This window comes from Pseudomaricurvus alkylphenolicus, from assembly GCF_011683955.1.
GTDB lineage: Bacteria > Pseudomonadota > Gammaproteobacteria > Pseudomonadales > Cellvibrionaceae > Pseudomaricurvus > Pseudomaricurvus alkylphenolicus.
On the sequence record NZ_JAAQPI010000009.1, the window covers coordinates 114,771 to 137,488 of the forward strand.

Annotated in this window: 13 protein-coding genes; 6 read left to right on the top strand and 7 right to left on the bottom strand. The window is 54.3% G+C overall.

Annotation, left to right across the window (positions count from 1 at the left end; all coding sequences use genetic code 11):
* The first annotated feature begins 26 nt into the window (after nt 1-26).
* Genes HBA55_RS21575 through HBA55_RS21590 form a run of 4 tightly spaced genes read left to right on the top strand, consistent with a single transcriptional unit; the run spans nt 27 to nt 5,422 of the window.
* Entirely contained in the window at nt 27-2,378 is a 2,352-nt protein-coding gene (locus HBA55_RS21575) for a TonB-dependent receptor (protein ID WP_166995745.1), read from the top strand.
* A gap of 19 nt (nt 2,379-2,397) precedes the next feature.
* Nucleotides 2,398-4,353, top strand: coding sequence for an NAD(P)-binding protein (locus HBA55_RS21580; protein ID WP_166995747.1), 1,956 nt, complete (start codon nt 2,398-2,400; stop codon nt 4,351-4,353).
* Nucleotides 4,354-4,386: 33 nt separating this feature from the next.
* Nucleotides 4,387-4,989 carry a hypothetical protein gene (locus tag HBA55_RS21585; protein WP_166995748.1) on the top strand — a complete coding sequence of 201 codons (603 nt, stop codon included), beginning with the start codon at nt 4,387-4,389 and terminating at the stop codon, nt 4,987-4,989.
* Between the two features lie 31 nt (nt 4,990-5,020).
* Nucleotides 5,021-5,422 carry a hypothetical protein gene (locus tag HBA55_RS21590; protein ID WP_166995750.1) on the top strand — a complete coding sequence of 134 codons (402 nt, stop codon included), beginning with the start codon at nt 5,021-5,023 and terminating at the stop codon, nt 5,420-5,422.
* 127 nt (nt 5,423-5,549) lie between these two features.
* Here HBA55_RS21590 and HBA55_RS21595 read toward each other — a convergent pair whose 3' ends face one another.
* From HBA55_RS21595 to HBA55_RS21625, 7 genes are all read right to left on the bottom strand, one after another.
* Nucleotides 5,550-8,057: a glycoside hydrolase family 3 protein gene (locus tag HBA55_RS21595; RefSeq protein ID WP_166995752.1), complete on the bottom strand. Its 2,508-nt coding sequence runs from the start codon at nt 8,055-8,057 to the stop codon at nt 5,550-5,552.
* A gap of 66 nt (nt 8,058-8,123) precedes the next feature.
* Nucleotides 8,124-8,930 (bottom strand): enoyl-CoA hydratase/isomerase family protein, encoded by an 807-nt coding sequence (locus HBA55_RS21600; protein ID WP_166995754.1) that lies wholly within the window; start codon nt 8,928-8,930, stop codon nt 8,124-8,126.
* Nucleotides 8,931-8,954: 24 nt separating this feature from the next.
* Nucleotides 8,955-10,745, bottom strand: coding sequence for an acyclic terpene utilization AtuA family protein (locus HBA55_RS21605; RefSeq protein WP_166995756.1), 1,791 nt, complete (start codon nt 10,743-10,745; stop codon nt 8,955-8,957).
* A complete protein-coding gene (locus HBA55_RS21610; RefSeq protein ID WP_166995757.1) occupies nt 10,738-12,747 on the bottom strand; it encodes an acetyl/propionyl/methylcrotonyl-CoA carboxylase subunit alpha in 2,010 nt (669 codons plus the stop codon). Before HBA55_RS21610 ends, HBA55_RS21605 begins: the two co-directional genes overlap by 8 nt.
* Nucleotides 12,748-12,772: 25 nt before the next feature.
* Entirely contained in the window at nt 12,773-14,398 is a 1,626-nt protein-coding gene (locus HBA55_RS21615; protein ID WP_166995759.1) for an acyl-CoA carboxylase subunit beta, read from the bottom strand.
* Between the two features lie 40 nt (nt 14,399-14,438).
* Nucleotides 14,439-15,077, bottom strand: coding sequence for a glutathione S-transferase family protein (locus tag HBA55_RS21620; protein ID WP_166995761.1), 639 nt, complete (start codon nt 15,075-15,077; stop codon nt 14,439-14,441).
* A 5-nt stretch (nt 15,078-15,082) separates the two neighbouring features.
* Nucleotides 15,083-16,255, bottom strand: a complete 1,173-nt coding sequence (locus HBA55_RS21625; RefSeq protein ID WP_166995763.1) for an acyl-CoA dehydrogenase family protein — start codon at nt 16,253-16,255, stop codon at nt 15,083-15,085.
* Between the two features lie 430 nt (nt 16,256-16,685).
* Here HBA55_RS21625 and putA point away from each other — a divergent pair, with 430 nt between their 5' ends.
* The gene (gene putA / locus HBA55_RS21630) at nt 16,686-20,447 is read left to right on the top strand and encodes a bifunctional proline dehydrogenase/L-glutamate gamma-semialdehyde dehydrogenase PutA (protein WP_166995765.1); all 3,762 of its coding nucleotides are present in this window, start codon (nt 16,686-16,688) and stop codon (nt 20,445-20,447) included.
* A gap of 268 nt (nt 20,448-20,715) precedes the next feature.
* Nucleotides 20,716-22,599: a methyl-accepting chemotaxis protein gene (locus tag HBA55_RS21635; RefSeq protein ID WP_166995770.1), complete on the top strand. Its 1,884-nt coding sequence runs from the start codon at nt 20,716-20,718 to the stop codon at nt 22,597-22,599.
* Nucleotides 22,600-22,718 lie beyond the last annotated feature (119 nt).

The following is a 22,718-nucleotide window of genomic DNA, read 5'->3' on the forward strand; positions in this document are numbered from 1 at the left end:
TATAACAATGAGAGGGAGTCAGATCCATGAAATACTACAGTAATCCACGCGCCAATAGACTGGCGAAGGAAATCTCAGCCCTTACGAAAGTCGCGGGCAGCGCAGCTGCTTTAGCAATTTTCATTCCAGTATGCGCAAACGCACAAGAAGGATGGGCGATAGAGGAGATAGTGGTCACCGCTCAAAGGCGCACTGAAAATATCAACGACGTGGGAATCACCGTAAATGCTTTCAGCGGCGAACAGATGAAGGAGCTGGGTATCAAAACCGCGACGGACATGGCTCAGCACACCCCCGGCATGACACTGACTGAAGCGGCCCCCAATGGAATACCTGTGTACACCCTTCGTGGCATGGGGTTTGATGACTACAGCGCGGGCTCCAACTCGACAGTTGGCGTGTATGTCAACCAGGTGGCTCTGCCTTATCCGGTCATGACCAGCGGCCAGATGTTCGACATAGAGCGCATCGAGGTGCTCAAGGGCGCCCAGGGCGATCTCTACGGGCGCAACAGTACCGGTGGCGCCATTAATTTTATCTCTAACAAGCCCGCCGAGTACTTCGGTGCCGGCTTTAGCCTGGACTATGGTCGCTACGATTATGCCAAAGTGGATGGCTATATTACTGGTGCTCTCAATGACGCGGTGCAGGGTCGATTTGCATTCACCACCACCCGGCAGGACGAAGGCATCCAAAAACATCTGGTAACGGGTGAAAGGCTGGGCAAACAGGATAAATCCGCTGCAAGGGCCTTGCTTAATTGGAATGTCAGCGAAAACCTTAGTGTGCTGGCTGATTTTCACATCGCCCAGGACGACTCCGATCATTGGGCGCAACAGGCCTACAAAGTCGTCGATGTTTCCGGAGGAACGCTGACACCGGTTAATCCTGCGGAACTCAACCCCAGCAGCCCTCGCGATGCAGCCTGGGACCTCAAACCGCAGAAAGACCAGGACAGCAGCGGTGGGTCGATCACCGTCGACTGGGCTCTAAACGACGTACTGAGCCTGACCTCCATCAGCGCTTATGATCAGTTCGAACGCGACGATACCAGCGACTGGGACGGTACCAGCCTTGAGGATTTCAATATTCGCAACGTCACAGAGATTGACAGCTACAGCCAGGAGTTGCGCCTGAGTGCGAATGGTGATCGCTACAGCTGGATCGCAGGCCTTTATCTTTCCAGCGATACCGTCGATGAGGCCTATCACGCCTGGTTGAGTGATTCTGGCGCGAGTTTAGGGGTTTTCGGGGAGGTCGAAAGCCGCTACCAGCAGGAAACCGATACGCGCGCATTATTCGGGCATGCCGAGTTGGAGTTGAACGAGCAGTGGCATCTGTCCGTGGGAACCCGTTACACCCATGAAAAACGCAGCTGGCAGGGCTGCACCTACGACGTTGATGGAGGGGTGGCCGTACTCTATGAATTTCAAGGCATACGCAAGTTTGGAAATGCGCCATTTGAGCTGGGCGACTGCTCAACCATCGACAGTGCCAATGGCAATTTTAATCTGCAAACCGGCTATCTGGAGGTGGATAACACCCCTTTTAAGAATGAGATGGTGACTGAGAATGTCTCCGCCAAGATAACCCTCGACTATGCGGCCAGTGAAGATATCCTGATTTACGCTACGCTCGGCACGGGCTTTAAGTCGGGTGGTTACAACGGCGCGCTGGCCAACGATATTGCGCAGCTCGCCCCCTATCAGGAGGAAGAAACCACAGCTCTGGAACTGGGCGTCAAAGCGACTCTGCTCAACAACACTATGCAGCTGAACGGAGCTCTCTTCCACTATGACTACCGCGACAAGCAAGTGGTGGGGTCAGTCGACACCTTTCTTGGCCCGCTGACCACCACCGTAAACGTTCCCCGTTCCGAAATCGAAGGGGCGGAACTGGAGTTGCAATGGCGGCCACTGGCGGGGTTGGATTTGAAACTGGGCGTAGCCTACCTGGACACCCTGGTAAAAGAATATGACTCCCTGAGCTCGGTATTCACCAGCATTACCAACGCCAAGGGCGCCGAATTGCCCAACACGGCGCAGTGGCAGTACAACGGTCTTATCGGTTACGAATTTGCGATTACGGATGGAATGCTTATTCGTATGGTCACCAACTTTAGCTATTCCGACAGCTACTACAACCATCTGGAAGGCTCATTGGGCAAGGTGGATGAGTGGCATGTGGAAGACTACTGGCTGGTCAACGCTCGCCTGGCACTGGCCGCCGAAGACGGCAGCTGGGAGGTGGCCCTCTGGAGCCGCAATCTCGAGGACAAACATTACTACGTCAGCAGCAGCTTCGGCACCGACACCATTAACCGACCCGCCGGGCCCGGCAATACTTACGGTATTAATTTCAGTTACCACTGGATGTAATTAAAACAGGAAGCTTCGCATGGGTAAGAATATCACTCGGCGCGATTTGCTGAACGGAATGGCACTTTCGTTGGCAGGAGCGACGATCGCCTCAAAGACAGTGCTGGCAGACACCATTACTCACGCTAACCGCAGCACAATTAAGGGAAATGCGGCAGGTGGTCAGCAGTGTTTGCCTGACGACTATTACCCACCGTTGAAAAACGGGATTCGCGGCAGCCACAAGGGTTCGTTTGAAGTGGCGCACGACCTGGCCTGGCGGGGCAATCGCCCCCGGCAGTACGAAGATAGTGGCGAAGAGTACGACCTGGTGGTGGTAGGAGCAGGGATCAGCGGCCTGGCGGCCGCCTATTTTTATCAAAAGCATTCCGGCGGCAATCAGAAAATTCTGCTACTGGACAATCACGATGATTTTGGTGGTCATGCCAAGCGCAATGAGTTTCACTCCCAGGGCAATATGCTACTTGGTTTTGGCGGCAGCCAGAACCTCGAGCATTCTGATAACTACAGCGTTGTTTCTCGCGAGCTGCTTGAAGAGCTGGGGGTTGATTTCGAAAAACTGAGGCAGGCGATGGATCCGGAGTTTGCTCTGGCGAAGATGGACAAACCTATCGGCATGTTTTTGGAAACCGATACCAGTGCCAACATTGTAGCGGGTGAGTGGTTTTCTGCCGGGCTGGGGTTTGGAGATTATAAAAGCCTACTCAAAAAACTGGATCTTCCGGAAGACGAAACAACACGTCTGATGAGCTTTTATGGCGGCGACAAAGATTATCTCGACGGACTGTCGCTCACTGAAAAACTTGAGTACATCAAAACCACCGCCTACAACGATTATCTCAAGGATAAAGTTGGATTAACCAACCAGGCTTTGGCGTTATTTGATACATTTTTACGCGCCAATTATGCCGTTGGTGGTGACTGCCTATCGGTGACGGAGGCCTTGATGAGCGGAGCTCCGGGTTTACGGTCCTTAGGCTGGCTGGGTCATTTGGGTGTAAAGCTGACTGTCGACCCCAAGAATTTATATGAAGCAAAATATTTCCCCGATGGCAATGCCAGTATTGCCAGACTCTTGGTAAGAAAGCTAATCCCTGGAGTCGCGTCGGGCAATGATATGTTCGACATAGCTACGGCAAAATTCGATTACAAAAAGCTGGATCAGCCCGATAGTTTGGTCAAACTAAGGCTAAACAGTACGGCCGTGCATGTGCAGAACTTATCGGATAACCAAGTTGCTGTTTCCTATGTTGATAAATCCAATGGCAAAGAGGGTGGAGCTGCGCAGAGAAACATCACAGTAAAAGCCAAACGCTGCATTTTGGCCTGTTACAACGGTATTATCCCGCACCTGTGCCCTGAGCTTCCTGAATCGCAAAAAGAGAATCTCAAATACGGCGTAAAATGCCCATTGGTTTACGTAAATGTACTGTTACGTGACGGTGCTGTGATCAACAAAGCCGGTGCAAAAATGTTCAATTGCCCCGACAGTCACTATGACTGGGTGGCGACGGCGCCGTTGACCGCTATAGGTGACTACAGCGCGAAGGTGGTCGACGGTCAGCCTGCAGTACTGTTTATGAGCAAAACCCCACCGCCGCAGCGAGACGGCGATAATCCACAACAGACAGCCAGAGATCTCCTACGACTCGGCCGTTACAAGCTGTATACCACGCCTTTTTCGGAATACGAGGCCAATGTCAGGCAGCAACTCAATGCCATGTTTGGCCCTTACGGGTTCGATGCCGATCGAGACATTGAGGCCATCACCGTTAACCGCTGGTCACACGGCTATGCCTATCAATATATGGACCTGTTTGACCCCGAGTGGCCAGCGGGCGAGGCACCCCACGAACTGGGCCGCAAACCTTTCGGTAACATAACCATTGCCAACTCAGATTCGGAGGCCTACGCCTATGTCGATGGCGCCATTGACGCCGCGTGGCGTGCCGTCAAAGAGCAACTGCTGAAGTAGTACCACCCGGACTGAGCACAATTTGGAAACAATATGATGAAGAAACTTACGAAACTCTTTGCTCTCCTTATAGCAACCACCAGTTTAGTTGCTTGTTCTGCCAACGCCATCAACGGTAAAGAAGATATGAATGTAGACGTTATTGACACAGAATCCAGACGTGAATTTATCGATTTACTCGACTACGAGCTCCAGAATCGTGCCTTTGCGTTGAAACTTATGGAAGCGGCGGTAGAAAAAGGAAGTGGTAATGAGGCATTGCCTTTCCTCAAAGCCTACTTGGCGTTGGAGAAACTCAATCAACGGCATTTCGCCTCTGTTGCAAAAGAGTACAACCTGGATATGAAACCCCGTTGGTGGACGCGTACACGTACTACTCTGGCACTGTTGGGTACCGCATTGTTACCGGAAACATCGTTGAAGTCAGTACATAAAGCGACCGTAAAATATGTTGCTCAACTTCAGAGGCTTGAGAGCCTGTCAGCAGAGCAGCACAAGCGGTTCTTTCGCTACGTGGTAGCCCAGGAGCAGGCACAAGCCGATGCCGTTGGTCTGGTACTGGCAGGCGATATGGAACAGGGTGCAAGCCTGCTAAACGATTTTGTTCAGGAATATCAGAATCATACGTTTAACTAAACATCGAGAGGTATAGGAGATGCTTGAGGCATTGAACATTCTTCGCTGGATATTTGGTTCCTATTATTTGCTGGTGGGCATAGCCGTTGCCTTGTCATTGCTGGGGGTCATTCCAGGCGCTGACAGGATTGATTTTGGCAAGGGCATCAATGATTTTATTGCGGCCCTGGAAAGAACAGGATTCGCACTGGGTGCGCTGGCGGTAACCTACACGGTAGCGGGCGCTCTGATTCTAAGCCACAAAACCGCCCATCTGGGCATCGTGATACTCGCCCCTGCAGTGGTTATGATTTTCCTGACGCATCTGTTTGTAGAAGAAGGCGCACCGGTTTGGGGGTCGTTACATATGGCGATATTGATGGCGCTGGCTTGGCAATATCGGCATGGATATGCATCGCTGTTTGACTTTAATGGCACAGCCGCCATGGGCTAGGCTAATACGGGGGATGTACCCTTGTCATGCCGATGTTCTTCATGGTAACCGTTTTGTGTCGGCGATTGGTCAGATTGCTGGGCGGTGAAGGAGAGTCCTGTACTCGCTGAACGCGAGAATTGGTGCCTCAATGCCCCTCACATTGCAAATCCGCCGTAGCAACCTGGCCTGGCACAATCTGCACCCGGCTGATACTCAGACCCAGCTCGCCCTCCGTCATTAAAACAAATGGCGTGTCTACACGCTTGAGATTCAGTCCCGCTTCAGTGAAACAACGCAGGTCGATATTGAGCCGCCGCCATCCCCAGGTGGCCTGTCGAACTAACCAATCCGTGATCTCGACTCTTGCTGAGCAGGGATAACCGCAATCGATGCGCGCAACTACCGGAGCCGTTGGAGCGCTTTCCACTTTTACATCGATACTGAGTACTGCATCTCGGTTCTCAAAGGGCGACAAATCGTGTGGCGTTTTGTCCTGCAAGTGGATCTGAGCTGCTCTCTCGCCGCTCCAAACCAGGCTGCGGGCATCCCCTTGGCGCACTCTGCGAGTGGTGGTTGCGACCAAATTGGCTTTCACTTCGCTGACCACCCGTTCGCCGTCGACAAGCACTTGCCAGTTATGCTCATTGCCCAGGTAGAGTTTCCAGGGGGCGATCGGTTGTCCGTCAAACAACATCAGGGGCTGCTCACCTATCTTCAGTACCTGTGTTTCTATTTCTGCCAAGCGTTCCGGCAGTGTGTCCTGTTCACCATAGCGCAGCCCATAGCCCACCGGAAAAAGTGTCTCCCGTGTCTTGCCGCCGGGCCAGCTGAACGGCAGGCGCCCTTGCAGATCGTGGTTGATGTTGCCATCGGGGCGGCGAAATATCACATCGGTAACTCCGGCTCCTTCTGAGCCTGGCAGCCAAGCCGCGATAAACGCGTCTGAGGCATTCAGCTCTTTGTTGACTAACCGTGGCCGACCGGACAGAAAAATGGACACCACCGGTATTCCCCGGTTTTTTAAACGGCGCAACAGTTTGACATCCCGATGGGTGCTGGCCTGGTAGCTCAGATCGTCCAGATCCCCGAGAAACTCCGCGTAGGGGTCCTCCCCAAACACGACTATGGCGACATCGGGTTTGCGCGAAAACTCGCCCTCTTCGCTTAAAACCGCCTGTCCACCCGCTGCCGTCACCAAGGTGTTAATCGCCTGGTAAATGGAGGTGGCACCTGGAAAATCGTCGTTGGTATTATCGTTGCCCTGCCAGCTCAGGCTCCAACCACCGCTTTGTTTAGCAATAGTGTTGGCGCCGTCACCCGCCACCAAGACCCGTTGCCTGGGGGCCAGCGGTAGTAACTGGTCCCGGTTTTTCAGTAACACCAACGATTGCCGTACGGCGTCGCGGGCCAGAGACCGGTGAGCACTGCTGCCAATCTCGTTCAGCGGTGGCAGGGCGGGTCCATCAAAAAGACCTGCCCGCAGTTTCACTCGCAGGATTCGCCTGACGGCGTCATTAATACGCGATAGCTGAATTTCGCCGGCCTGAACCTGCTCCACAGTATTGTGCAGCAAGTCTCGCCAATCCGTGGGGGCCATCAGCATATCGATACCGGCGTTGATGGCAGCGGCGCAGCGGCTGGCGCTGCAACCCTGAACATCACTGTGGCCGTTCCAGTCCCCAACCACCAAACCGCCAAAACCCAGGCGCCCCTTTAATACCTCGGTCAACAGATAGCGATGTGTGTGCAATTTGCGATCCTGCCAGCTGCTCAGCGACACCATCACCACCTGAACACCGGCCTGCAGCGCCGCGACATAGGGAGGCAAGTCCCACTGGCGCAGTCGTGTTTCGTCCCCGCTGTAATTGCCGCGGTCGCGACCACCCTCAGTACCGCCGTCACCCAGGAAATGCTTGGCGGTTGCCAACATTTGAACCTGATCAGCATACACGGGTCCCTTTTGGACCCCTTGCAGGCCCAACACAGCCGCTTTGGCGCTGGTGGCCACCCATTGGGGATCGGCACCAAATGATTCGAAGGTACGGCCCCAGCGCAGGTCGCGAACCACCGACACGGTAGGGGCAAAGGTCCAGTGAATACCGGTCGCAAGCACTTCTTTGCGGGTGGCCTCGGCAATGTCTTTGATCAATGCCGGATTACCGGTGGCTCCCAGGGCGACATTGTGCGGGAACAGGGTAGCGCCCAAGACGCCGTTGTGACCATGAACGGCGTCAGTGCCCCAAAGTACGGGAATAGCCACGCCACCTTTGTCGGTATTTAAAGAGGCCTCCCGATAGGCTTGCGCCAGTGACCGCCAGGCAGCTGGCGAGGCCCTCTTGTCTTGCCCCGGGGAGGAACCACCGCCGTTCAAAACCGCCCCCAGACGGTAGCGTTTGACCTCCTCAGGAGTTGCCGATTTGATTTCGGCCATGATCATCTGCGCCACTTTGTCCCTCAGCGTCATTTTTGACATCAGCTGATCAATGGCTTGTTCCAGTGTGGGGTCGCGGGGGAAATGTGGAGACAGCCGTGGCCACTTGTTTAGATTGGCGTTTGGATCACGGCTGATTTGCCCTGAACAGGACAGCAGCGCGGTCAATATGAGCAGCAACAGGGCTTTATAGATACCTCGCCAATGAGTGTGTTTTGCCATGTGGGGGTCGAAAGTTTGCCAGGGACTCCAAGAATACTAGTAGAAAAAGGAGTCACCAGCTGCTGTTTATTCCCACTTGGGCGCACGTTTTTCCAGAAACGCCGTAATGCCTTCTTTGGCATCCGGACTCTGTAAACAGGCATCCAGTTGCTCGCGCAGAAAGGGAAGAGCGCTGTCAAAGTCCATGGCGTCCTGTTGGACATAGGCCGCCAGCCCCATGCTCATGGAGCCAGGGGCCAGACTGGCCAGCTCGGTTGCCAGGCTGGCGACGTGATCCTGTAAAGAGTCCGCTGGTACAGCCTCGTTAATCAGTCCCCATTTTTCGGCCTTGTCGGTAGAAATGGCATTACCGCGCATCACAAAATCGAGGGCTGCCCGCTGGGGCATAACCCGGAACAATCCGCCCATGACCATAAAGGGCCAGATGCCGCGTTTGATTTCCGGTGCGGAGAACTTTACGCCCTCGGCGGCAATTGCATGGGTCACATTGCAGAGGAACAGCAGGGCTCCGGCAAACAGGTTGCCCTGCACACAGGCTATAGACGGTTTATTGAGATGACGAATTCGCAGGGCGATATCGTCGGTGCCGCCGCGAACGGGTACCGTGGATGTGGTTTCACTGGCCTTACCGCTCATCATGGACAGGTCGCCGCCGGCGCAGAAGACATCGCCATTGGCTGCCAGTACCACCACGCGAATATCTCTTTCCTGTTTGGCGTAATCCAGGGCGTAGATGATCTCAGCCGCCATGGCGGCGTTAATGGCGTTTTTACGCTCCGGGCGGTTGAGGCGGATGGTGAGGATATGGTCTTTGATGTCGATTTCAACGGCTTCGAAGATCAAGCCTTCCAGAGATAGTTTTTCTGCAGTCATTGTTTGTCTCTCATTCTTCTCTTTTCAGCCCAGGTTCAAATGTTCCGTCAAAGCAACAGGTACCTCGATAACCTTGGCTCTGAGGTATTCCCCCATGGATTTTGCCTGTGGGTCCATCCGTACTGAAGACGCCACACCTTCACCCAGAATGCCTTTGATAAAGAAATTCAAAGATTGGATATTGGCCAGCTCAAAGCGTTCAATATCCAAGTCGGCTGTTTCCGGCATCAGTGCTTTTAATCGATCAACCGTCAGAAACTCATGCAGGAAGCCATAGGCGTCATCGCTGGTCGCCCATACCCCCACATTGGCACAGCCGCCTTTATCGCCGGAGCGGGTACCGAATAAGCGCCCGAATGGAATGCTGATAGTTTCTCCAGTTGGAGCAGCAGACACGGCGGCCGGTACCACTTCATGGTTAACAGGTTCCAAATCCAGTTGGCTGGTTGGTGTTACTTCGATCACCTGTTCGTCAATGTGTACGCGCTCGGTGATGTATCGGCTATCCACCAGCGTCGGCCAGTAAACCAGGAAGCTCTCACCATTTCCGATGGGGTTCATGGGACCAAAGCCCGGAATATTGGCCAGGGCGATTTCAATCATTTTGGCACTAAACAGGCGGCCAACCAGATCCTTGTCCTGGGATTTGGCGACGATTCTCAAGCGGGCAAAGGCTTCTTCATTGCATTGCGGGTTTTCTTTGTCGCTGCGAATCAATTCGATCGATACGTCGTCAAACTGTTCTTTACCACCGATGTTCTTGAAAAAGGTTTCAGTCAAAACATTAGCCTTGGCTTCCACATCCAGGCCGGCGATCAGGATTTCAAAACCGTTGCGAAAGCCCCCCAGGGTATTGATGCACACCTTATGCGTTGGTGGTGGGCAGGAGCCTTTACAGCCGCTGACGTACACGCGATCATCGCCGGTCTGCTCAATACTCAAGGTGTCAAAGTGGCCAATCACATCCGGGTTTTTGTAGGCCGGATCACCGATTTCGTACAACAGCTGTGATTTAACCGTGCCCACAGAAACCAGACCGCCTGTACCGGGGTGTTTGGTTATGGTGAAATTGCCGTTGGCCTCAATTTCGGCAATGGGGTAGCCGGGGTTGTCGAAGCTGGGCACCTCCTGAAAGAACGCGTAGTTGCCGCCGGTGGCCTGCTGGCCACACTCGATCACATGACCGGCGGCCAGTGCACCTGCCAAGGCATCGTAATCGGTGCGCTGCCAGTTGAACTTCCAGGCTGCGGGGCCGATGACCACTGCGGCATCGGTCACGCGAGGGCAGATAACCACATCGGCGCCCTGGTCGAGGGCTTCCTTGATGCCCCAGGCGCCCAAATAGGCATTGGCCGTCAGCAGTGTGTTTTGGCTGTCGGCCAGCCTGGCGCCGGTATCCATATTGCTAAAGGTTTCACCTTCGCCCTGTAACTCTTGCATACGAGGAACCAGATCGTCACCATCGATATAGGCGACCTTGACGTCGAGGTTCAGCTCACTGGCAATTACCTTTACGGCGTCGGCCATGGACGCAGGGTTGAGACCGCCGGCGTTGCTGACGATTTTGATGTTCTTTTCGATACAGGGCTGCAGCACCTGTTTAACCTGCTTTAGAAACGTACCTACGTAGCCCCCACTATTGTCGCCTTGAGAGCTTCGCTTCATTTTCTGGCCATACAGAATAGCCATGGTCAGCTCGGCGAGATAGTCACCGGTCAGCACATCAATGGGGCCACCTTCAACCATTTCCTTTGCCGCCGATAGCTTGTCGCCGTAAAAACCGCTGCAGTTGGCAATTTTGATGACATCAGTCATTGCTTTCCTCTCCGTCAACGCTGACCAGCAGCTGTTTGGATTTCACCTGCTGACCCGCTTCACAACTGATGGCGGACACGGTACCGCTAATGCCCGCTTTAAGGGGGTGCTCCATCTTCATAGCCTCCAGTATCACCAGGGTCTGGCCGGCTTCCACGGCGTCTCCCTCGTTTACCAGGACTTCGACAATGGCGCCGTCCATGGTTGCCTTGATCTGTCCGCTGCCGGCGCCACCGGCCGCAGCCGCGGGCTGGTGGGTAACGTCTTCGAGAATAAAGTGACCAGTGCCGTCATCCAGGTACAGTGTTTTATTGTCGAAGGCGAAGTGCAGGGTCTCGCGCACGCCATTTTCGATATAGACACAGCGATTGTCGTCCAGGGAAACAAATTGCAGCGCCATGCTTTCTTGTTCAGAAGAGGGTTCTCCAACCGAAATCACGAAATGATCATCGCTTTCACTCAGGTTAATCAGGTTGGACTGCCCGTCGAACTCCAGCTTGTAGGCATAGCTCTGGGCCACGGAACGGCTCCAGTGGAATTTTTGATCCTGGCCGGCGTCCTTTGAGCGCTTAAAGTACAGCAGGGCGGCTTTGGCCAGAGTCGTGTTGGACGGCTGTTTCTGATCCATGCTGACATCAGAGCTAAAGTGCTGCTCAATAAACGCGGTGGTGGCTTCGCCATCGCCGAAGACATCATGTCTCAGTACATTTTGCAGAAACAGTTTGTTGTTGTTCATCCCCAACAGTTGGGTATCCTGCACTGCGGAGGCCAGACGCCGAATGGCTTCGGCACGGTTATCACCATAGGCGATGACTTTGGCAATCATCGGGTCATAGAAGGGGCTGACTTGCTGGCCGGTTTGAATGCCGTGATCCATACGGATTCCGGAGCGCTCCGGGCTATTTGTCCGTTCGGGACAACTCCACAGGCGAACCTGACCGGTTTGCGGCATAAAGTTATTGCGCGGGTCTTCGGCGTACAGGCGGACCTCTACGGCGTGACCCTTCAATTGCACCTGATCCTGGGTGAGGGGCAGAGGGTCGCCGGAGGCGACTTTTAATTGCCAGGCAACCAGATCCAGACCGGTGATCAGCTCAGTGACCGGGTGTTCCACCTGCAGCCGGGTGTTCATTTCCAGGAAATAAAAGTTCTTGTCTTTATCAACCAAAAACTCCACGGTACCGGCGCCGCGATAGCTGCAGGCCTTGGCGGCGTTTACCGCCGCCTCGCCCATGCGCTGGCGCAGTTCGGGGTCAACAAACGGGGAGGGTGCTTCTTCCACCACTTTCTGGTGGCGGCGTTGGATGGAGCAATCCCGCTCACCCAGATAGACGGCATTGCCGTGTTCGTCGGCAAAGACCTGAATCTCGATATGGCGCGGTTCAATCACCGCGCGCTCCAAAATCAGTTCGCCGCTGCCAAAGGCGGTTTCTGCCTCGGAGCGCGCTGTGCGAATCTGCTCGGCCAGTTGTCTGTGTTCGAACACCAGGCGCATACCGCGACCGCCGCCACCGGCGGAGGCTTTTACCATCAACGGGAAGCCAATCTCTTCGGCCCTGGCTAGCAGGGTTTGGTCGGACTGGTCGGCATCCTGGTAACCGGGAATGCAGGGTACACCGGCATCAATCATCGCGATCTTGGACAAACGCTTGCTGCCCATCAGCTCGATGGCTTCGGCACGGGGGCCGATAAACACAATGCCCTCGGCTTCGCAGGCTTTGGAGAAATCGGCGTTTTCCGACAGGAAACCGTAACCGGGGTGGATGGCATCGGCACCGGTCTGTTTGGCAGCGGCCAGGATTTTGTCTGCGACCAGGTAGGATTCACCCACGGCAGCGGGTCCAATACAGACAGCCTGATCGGCCTCGCTCACATGCAGGGCGCCAGCGTCGGCCTCACTGTAAACGGCAACGGTGCGGTAGCCCAGGTCGCGGGCGGTGCGCATCACGCGAACGGCAATTTCGCCACGGTTGGCGACAAGTATTTTTGTGATCTTGCTCATGATGTCTATTTTCCTGATAAAGCCGTTACAAACGTCCGATACCGAAGGTATTGGTATTCACATGTCGCTCATCGGCTTCGCGACAAACACTCAGGGCAAAGGCCACCACCGAACGGGTGTCGGCGGGGTCGATAATGCCGTCGTCCCAAACCCGTGCAGTATTGGCCAGCGCGTTGGACTTGGCTTCCATGGTGTCGACCGTGTCTTTTTCCATGGCGTCGATCATACCGCGCATTTCGTCGGTCATCTGCGCGCCGGAGCGCGCCATTTTGGCTTCGGCCACCTGACGCAAAACACTGCCGGCCTGGGCCGGGCCCATGACCGACACCACACTGCGGGGCCAGGCAAACAGAAAGCGCGGCTTCATACCGCGACCGGCCATGGCGTAGTTGCCGGCACCGTAGGAGCCACCGACAATAATAGTGATTTTAGGTACGGTGCAATTGGTAACCGCCTGAATAAACTTGGAGCCGTGTTTGATAATGCCCGCCTGCTCGGGTTCGGTGCCCACCAGAAAGCCAGTGGTGTTAGTGAGAAACAGCAGCGGGGTGCCGGACTGCTCACACAGCTGGATGAACTGCGCGGCTTTGGCGGCACCTTTGGCGGTGATCGGGCTATTGTTGCCAATGACACCGCAGGGCTCGCCTTCGATCTCGATATGGCCACACAGGGTGCCGTTATCAAAATCACCCTTAAACTCCAAAAAGTCTGAGCCATCAGCGATGCGGGCAATCACCTCACGCATATCAAACGGTGTTTTGGCATCTTCCGGCACAATACCGCGCAATTCATTAGCCGCGTAAAGGGGCTCCTGATAGGAAACCTCGGCGTGCAGCGGTTGGTTTTTATTCCACCCCAGTTTTTGGGTTACGTCGCGGGCAATACGAATACCGTCGGCGTCATTCTCGGCCAGGTAGTCATTGGTACCGGCAATTTCACTGTGCATCTCGGCGCCGCCCAGTTCTTCGTCGGTGGCTATTTCGCCGGTGGCGGCTTTCAGCAGGGGAGGGCCCGCCAGATACATGGTGGACTGCTTACGTACCAGAATCAGGTAATCGGACAGTGTCGGTTGGTAGGCTCCACCGGCGGTGGCGCTGCCATGAACCACGGTAATTTGTGGAATACCCGCTGCGGATAAACGGCACTGGCGGGCAAACATCTCGCCGGACTCGCCAAAGGTGTCGCCAATCAACTTCAGATTACCGCCACCACTCTGGGACAAGTTCACCATCGGCAATTTGTTCTCCATGGCGATGTCCATCATACGGTTACGCTTTTTGCCTCCCATGGGGGCGATACTGCCGCCCTTGGTGAGGTAGTCGTCAACCGCCACCAGACAACGAACCCCGGCGATGTAGCCAATGCCGGCGATATAACTGCCGCCGGCGGCGGAGCCGTCCGTATCTTCATCCTGCATATAACCGCAGAGGCTGGATAATTCCAGAAACGGTGCCCCGGCGTCGAGCAGCAGGCTCAGGCGCTCGCGGGGCGGGATCAAGCCCTTTTTGATATAGCGTGGCGCCTTGGCCTGCGCCGCTTCAATCACCCGGCGTTCGATGCCGCGAAATTCGTCGACCGCGGCCGTCATCACCTTCAGGTTGTGTTTAAACGCCTCGGACTGGGTATCCAATTGAGATTCGATAACCGCCATAATGTCTCTTCCTGTAACCCTTGTTTTGACTTAAAAGTGTTTACTTAAAAACGCTGCCTTCTTCACCGATCACCACCACCTTCTGAAAGGCGGGGCGTGCTCGCATGCGGTTGAGGTAATCGCGAACGTGAGGTTTATAACGCTCGTCGATTTTCAGGGCTTCGCCCAGATGCAGTGCGTAGGCAATGGCGATATCGGCAATGGTAAAACGATCACCCACCAGATATTCGCGACCGTCTTCCAGGTGTTTGTTCAGTCGGCGCAGGCGTGCGTGGAACCATTTCATATAGTCTGTCGCCGCTTCTGCCAGACCCCGCTCAGGTGGTTCCTGCATGGTGTAGCGGATATAGACGGTCTGCGGAAATGTCAGGGTGGCGTCACTGTGAAACAGCCAGTTGAGGTAGTCGCCATACTCGGGGTGATCGGGTTTGAGACCAAACTCCTCTTTGCCATAGCGCTCTACCAGATACAGGGGGATGCCGGAAGACTCGGTCATATGAGTCTCTCCGTCGATCATATAGGGGATGGTTCCCAACTCGTTCAGCTCAAGAAACTCAGGCTGCATAAACCTTGGAGGAAAGGGCATCACTTCAACTTCGTAGTCGAAGCCCATTTCTTCCAGTGCCCAAAGTACGCGCAGGGAGCGGGCGTTGTGGCAGTGCCAAAGTTTGATGGTCATTCTGTTTATACTCCATATTGGCGCGAAGCGAGGTCGCGCATAATTTCTTCGGAGCCGCCGCCGATGGCGTTGACTCTTACTTCCCGATAGATTCGCTCGACCCGATTATCGCGCAGATAACTGGCGCCGCCCAGAATCTGGCTGGCTTCGCGGGCGCAGAACTCCATGGTCTGGCTGCACTGCACTTTAAGCATGGCAATGTCGCCGGGGTTGGGTCGGCCTTCGGCTATTTCACGTGAGCAATGATTAATATAGGCCTGGCAGGCGTTAATGCGCTGTTTCATCTCGGCAATCTTGTGACGAATCACCTGGTGGTCAGCCAGGCGCTTGCCAAAGGTTCTGCGTTCTTTGGCCCAGGTAACAGCCTCTTCCAGACAGACGCGGGCACTGGCTTCCATTCCCACGCACAGCATCATGCGCTCGGCGTTAAAGTTGTTCATGATCACCAGGAAGCCTTGGTTCTCTTCGCCTATCAGGTTACCCGCAGGTACTATGACGTTATCAAAGTAGATAGTGGCGGTGTCCGAACACCACCAGCCCTGTTTGCGATCCAGCCGGGTGCGGGACACGCCTTCGGCATCCATGGGGATCAGCAGCATGGAGACACCACCGGGGCCCTCGCCGCCGGTGCGAACGGCGGTAGAGGTCCAGTTAGCGTTCATGGCACCGGTAATAAAGGTTTTTGAGCCGTTAACGATGTAGTAGTCGCCCTCGCGTCTGGCGGTAGTCTGGATATTGGCAACGTCTGAGCCGCCACCGGGTTCAGTAATTCCCAGGGAGATGCGCTTGCTGCCGTTGAGTACAGCCGGAACCACCTCTTGTTTAATGGCCTCGGTGGCAAAGTTGGACACGGGAGGCAGACCGATGCTGTGAATCATCAGTGTAGCCGCCACCCCGCCCACGCCCGGCCGCGCCAGCTCCTCGTTAAGAATATTGTGATACCAGACGTCGATACCCTCGCTGATACCCCCATACTGTTCCGGATAACCCAGCCCCAGGATTCCCACTTCCCCTGCCTTGGTCCAGAGCTCATCAGGCAGCTCGCCGGCTTCGTCCCACTCTGCGGCGTAGGGCATGATTTCGCGATCGATAAAGCGGCGTACCTGATTGCGCCACTCTTCATGCTCCGATGTCAGATAAGGGTTGGTCAAGCGGGCGCTGTCAAAATCCAGGGCCATGGGTATCTCCTAATACACTCAATGTCATTGTTTCTTAGTGTAAGGCGATGGCTGGATGGCGCCCTTTTTTGAGTGCCAATCGTTTGGGAATTGGTGCCAATGGTACTCCGTACCCTGTAGCAGCGGGCTCTGACCGCGATTACTCCGTTACAGAGTGCCAATCCCTGTCGCGGTCAGAGCCCGCTGCTACAGGGTGAGGTAGATTGGCAGCGGCTTGCTGAGAGGGCTAATAACGTGATCGTTGATCAATTGAGGATTTATAGCATATTAAACCGCTATAACTGGATTTTATCAGTATTACCATCCTTTTAAAGTCATAAAAATAGATAAATAACCTGAATAAAGTCAATTATTCAAAACCACATGCTGCGGCTATTTCTCTAATATTTCACCCAACAATTGCACAAAGTTTAGTCAGAGGAACAGTGGCATGCATCTATCCCCGCATATTGATACGGATAACCCGCTCCGCAACCGGATTCGCCAGCACTATCGCGCTGATGAAGCGGACGTCATTAACTCGCTTCTGCCCTTGGCGGAACTGGATCAGCAATCCCGGCTGCGGGTGGATGCCAAGGCGGTCAGTATGGCGGGTCAGGTGCGTCAGGCCGCTCACAATGGCGGCAGCATTCAGAATCTACTCAACGAGTATGCGCTGTCGACCAATGAGGGCATTGTGTTGATGTGCCTGGCTGAGGCCTTGTTGCGAGTGCCTGATAAAACCACGGCAGACAGGTTGATTCGCGACAAGTTGATGAGTGGAGACTGGGCCTCGCATCTCGGTGGCAGCGACTCCTTATTTGTTAACGCCTCCTCCTGGGGGTTGCTGTTATCCGGTCGCGTGGTGAAGTTTAACCAGGAAGAACAAGAGCAGACCATCAACGGTCTGAAAAAAACCATCGGCCGCCTGGGCGAGCCACTGATCCGCCAGGCTATGCGTCAGGCTATGGGGGTGATGGGATCGCAATTTGTGTTGGGTCGTACCATTGATGAGGCGACCAAGCGCGCCGCCAAAGAGGAGGCCAGGGGCTTTCGCTACTCCTACGATATGTTGGGTGAAGCGGCGCGCACCCTGTCGGACGCCGACGGTTATTACCAATCCTACAAAAACGCCATCGAACATATTGGCCGCATCAGTGGTGGCAAGGGCATCTACAACGGCGCCGGCATTTCAGTAAAACTGTCGGCGATTCATCCTCGCTACGAGTTTGCTCAGAGTGAGCGGGTGATGACTGAGTTGGTGGCGCGTCTCAAAAGCCTGGCCTTGTTGGCCAAACAATACGATTTGGGTTTTACCATTGACGCCGAAGAGGCCGATCGACTGGATCTCTCTCTGGATATTATCGAGACGGTCTTTTCCGACCCAGACCTGGACGGCTGGGAAGGCTTTGGTATTGTCGTGCAGGCCTATCAAAAGCGCGCCATGCCGGTACTGGAATGGGTCATTGATCTCAGCCGCCGGGTGGGTCGAAAGATGATGTTGCGTCTGGTGAAGGGGGCCTATTGGGACACGGAGATTAAACTTGCTCAGGTGGACGGCCTGGGCGGCTACCCGGTGTATACTCGCAAAGCCTCCACTGATGTGTCTTACCAGGCTTGTGCCGGTCTATTGCTGGACAATCGCGATGTGGTTTTTCCTCAGTTCGCCACCCACAATGCCTACTCCGTCGCTTATATTCTTGAACGTGCCGGTAACACCTTCAGTGGCTTTGAATTCCAGCGTTTGCACGGTATGGGCAACGGGCTTTACGACAATATCATCAAAGACGAGCAAATCCCTGTTCGTATATACGCTCCGGTGGGCGAGCACGAAAATCTGTTGGCGTATCTGGTACGTCGGTTGTTGGAGAATGGAGCCAACTCCTCCTTTGTTAACCATATTGTTGATGAGTCGGTATCGCTTGCGTCTTTGGTTGAAGACCCCGTCGTTAAAGTCAAAGGCTGGGCGAGCAAGAGCAACCCCAATATTCCCCTGCCGGTCGATCTTTATGGCGCCAGTCGGGACAACTCACAGGGTGTTGACCTGACAGATATACCCAGCGTGATCAAAATGGCAACGGGTGTGAATGCCTGGGTTGATCAAAACGTGAAGCGCGAGTTGCAATGCCCGGAGGGTATGATGTTATCGACCAGTCCGACGGACACCCGCGACAAGCTGGGTCTGGTCGCGGCCACAACAGTCGAAGATATGCCCGATAAACTGCAAAAGGCCAGCGAGGCATACGAGCAGTGGTCCAATACCCCCGTTGAAGAACGATCCGAATGCCTGCGTCGCCTGGGTGACAAACTCGAACAACATATGGATGAGTTTATTGCCCTGTGTACCAAAGAGGCAGGCAAGATTGCCGTTGATGGCGTGGCTGAAGTTCGCGAAGCTGTGGATTTCTGCCGTTATTACGCCAATGAGGGACATAAGGTTTGCAGTCCGCACCCCGAGTGGGAGTCCGATGGCCAACTGCAGCCCCGAGGCGTGGTGGTGTGCATCAGCCCCTGGAACTTCCCGCTGGCCATTTTCCTGGGCCAGATTACGGCGGCATTGGCGGCGGGCAATACCGTATTGGCAAAGCCGGCTGACACAACCTGTCTGATCGCCGCCAGGGCGCTGGAGTTGATGGCGGAATGCGGCTTCCCGGAAAATGTTGTCCAGCTGGTCGTCGTGCCTGGAAGACTGGTCGGAGAGCACCTTTTGCCGGACCCACGAGTGGCGGCGGTCATGTTTACCGGCTCCACCGAGATTGGAGCCTGGATCAGCCAGAAGCTGGCGGCGCGCCCGGGGCCGAGAATTCCATTGATTGCCGAAACCGGGGGTCAAAACTGCATGATTGTGGATTCAACCGCGTTGCCGGAGCAGGTGGTGGACGATGTCATTTCTTCGGGCTTCCAGAGTGCCGGGCAGCGTTGCTCTGCGTTGCGGGTTCTGTTTTTGCAGGAAGACATTGCCGACGATGTTATCGCCATGATCATCGGTGCAATGAAGGAGCTGACGGTGGGTGATCCTTCCTACCTGCGCACAGACGTTGGTCCCGTGATTGATCAAAAGGCACTTTCAGCGCTGCAGGCACACGTGGACTATATGGCAATCAACGGCCGCTTGTTGTATCAGTGCGAGCTGCTGGACGAGTGCGCGCACGGGACTTACTTTGCGCCGCGGCTTTACGAAATCGACAATATTGGTGTGCTCCAGAAAGAAGTGTTTGGTCCCGTAGTGCATATTGTTCGTTACCAGGCCGATAAGCTGGATCAGGCGCTGGCTGATGTGAACAGCACCGGTTTCGGCCTGACCTCGGGCGTGCACTCGCGTATTTATTCGACCACGGACAAGGTGGTTAACACCATCGACGCCGGCAATATTTATGTGAATCGTAATACCATTGGTGCTGTGGTTGGGGTACAGCCTTTTGGCGGGCACGGACTGTCCGGTACCGGGCCAAAGGCAGGTGGTCCTTCATATGTGTATCGGTTGGCAAAGCAGGAATGCGGCGCGGAGCAGGGCGAAAAGAGCGGTGGGGTTGAATTTAACTTCGCTAATTGCTCGGTAAATCCCGCCAACTCTGTGGTCGATACGAATAGGCCCATGACTGTTAATCAACGCGCGGAAAAAGTGAAGTCGTTGATTGGTTTGCTGCTGGACAGCAATGACTTTGATCTGTCCGACAAGATTAAAACACAGATCGATGTGATGGCTACCGAAGCCGCTGGTTTTATGTCTGAGCCCAGCACATTGCCAGGACCCACCGGCGAACTCAATCAACTCCTGATCAAGGCCAGGGGTAAGCTGCTCTGTGTCGATCAGGGCAATGGCAATTGGGAAAACAGTATTCGTCAAATCTGTGCGGCATTACTGTGCGGTAACTCTGTCAGTCACATCAGTGATCAGCGCTCTGATATCAGTCCATACCTGGCACAGGTGGGTTTGGATCAGTGGTACCAGCGCCTGGCCGTCAACAGTCAGGCACAGGCAGAGGCCCTGTTGGCAGACTCGGCGTTAAAAGGCGTTGCGGCAAGTGCACCGCAGGCCATGATTGAATGGCTGGATAGAGCGCTGGCAAAACGTGAAGGGGCTCTGACACCCCTGATTGTGGAGTCCAATGGTCCGGCCATGATGCACCGTTTTGTGGTTGAGAAGGTTGTTTCCAATAACACCACCGCCTCCGGTGGCAATACTGCTTTGCTGACCATGAGTGATGCATAATCTGATCTAAAGTCAACATCGCTGAGAAAGGGTCAATCCCTTTCTCAGCGCTTTCCTGTCTGTAACAAATCTGACATAAACTCCTGGTCAGAATGTAAAGCCGTTGGTGGGCATCTATTTTTTGTGCAAGTAAAATATCAGGACGATACTTGCTCAATTCGCACCAAGCATCAATACTTCTACGGAGCAATACCCACCGGAGTCAATGTGAGTGGGCATAAAGCCGCCAACTACAAGGTGTTGCAAGCAGATTAAGGAGGATTTGATTATGGGGATGTGGCTTAATCACCTGACTATTCGATCAAAGCTAACCCTGGTGGCGGTTGCCGCCATCGTCGGGATGGGCTTGATGGTCGCACTCAAATACAATTTTGACCGCCGCATTGATGGATTGCATCAGGCTGGCGTGCTGATTCGGGAGATTGAATCTGGCATGCTTACCCTGCGGCGCAATGAAAAGGATTTTCTGGCGCGTCTGGATCTCAAGTATCGCGATAAATTCAATAGCAACCATGAGCTTCTGATGAGTGATCTTCAGAAACTGAAAGAAAGGCTCAAAGGACAAGGCGTTGAGATCCAGTCGATTAATAATCTGGACGAGGTCTTTTCTGACTACCGAAGCGCCTTCCTCGGTATCGTCTCCCAACAGCAAACGCTTGGGATGCATGCCAAAGACGGCTTGTACGGTCGCTTGCGACAGGCGGTACATCAGGTCGAAGATATCGTCGGTGCTCAACAGAATCACTTGCTGATGAAGGATATGTTAATGCTGCGTCGGCGCGAGAAGGATTTTATGTTGCGCTGGGATATGAAATACGCGGATAAGTTCTCGACGGATCTGGCGGTGTTTCATGACAACCTGCAGCGCAGTTCCATTGACCCCGAAAGCAAACAAGAAATAACGGGGTTTATGGAAAACTACGAACGTGATTTTATGGCATTTGTGGCTGCCAGCCAACACAAGGGATTGAGCAGTAGCAAGGGGCTTCACGGCAAGATGCGCTCAACAGTGCACCAAAGTGAGCAGCTGCTCGAAACCGCCAGCCAAGAGCTGAACCAGCAGCTTGAGGAACAGAGAGCCATTAATCAGTCTCGCTACCTGCTCACCGTGGTAGGCATTGCCGCCCTGATCCTCGGAGGACTTTATTTTATTCTGCGTAGCATCCAAGGACCGATTAAGGAGCTGACACAATTGATGCAAAAGGCCCGTGCAGAGCACGACCTGAGTGTCCGTTCCAATATGAATGGCAGGGATGAAATCAGTGTGATGGCCCAGGTATTCGACGATATGCTGGACAAATTCGGGAAGGTCTTGGATCGCATTTACCGCTCGACCGGGGAGATGGGGGTCGCGACCCATCAATTGACCTCAGTGTCGGAGCAGACTAACAGAAATATCAATGAACAGCGTTCCCAAACTGAGCAGGTGGCGACAGCCATGAATCAAATGAGCGCGACTGTACAAGAGGTCAGCAATAATATCTCGATCACGGCCGACGCCTCAGAGGACGCCAATCGGGAAACGGATAAGGGACGTCAGCGCGTGGAGGAGGCTGCGATTGCTGTTCAGAGTTTGGCCGATCGTATTGAAGGGGCTTCCGAAGTGATGCAGCAGCTGGAAAGCGACAGCGACAATATCAACGCAGTCCTGGAAGTCATCAAAGGCGTCGCGGAGCAAACCAACTTGCTAGCGCTCAACGCCGCCATTGAAGCCGCAAGAGCCGGTGAACAGGGGCGCGGTTTTGCTGTGGTTGCCGATGAAGTGAGAACGCTCGCCGGTCGCACCCAACAGTCAGCTGAAGAGATTAATCAACTCATTGAGCGTCTTCAGTCGGGCTCTCAGAAAGCCGTCGAGGTGATAAGCATCAGTCGCGATGAAGCACGCGCCGTGGTTGAGCAAGCCAATGCCGCAGGTGAATCGCTGGTATCCATCGCCGAAGCCGTTGCCCGTATCAATGACATGAGTGTACAGATCGCTACAGCCTCAGAACAACAAAGTACGACTACCGATGAGATTAACCGTAACGTCATGGCCATCGCGGATGTGGCCCAGAAAACCTCTCTGGGGGCGGAGCAAACCGCGGCGGCCAATGATAACCTTAATAAGCTTGCGGGTAACCTGCAGGGGTTGGTGGAGGAATTTAAAGTCTGAGCAGTAGGCTATTGAAAATACTGAAACACGCTCATTGTTAAATCGTCCAATTACCGCAGCGCAGGGACGCGCTCTTCGTAAAATTTGGTTGGACCAATATTCGACCCCAAAATCCATTT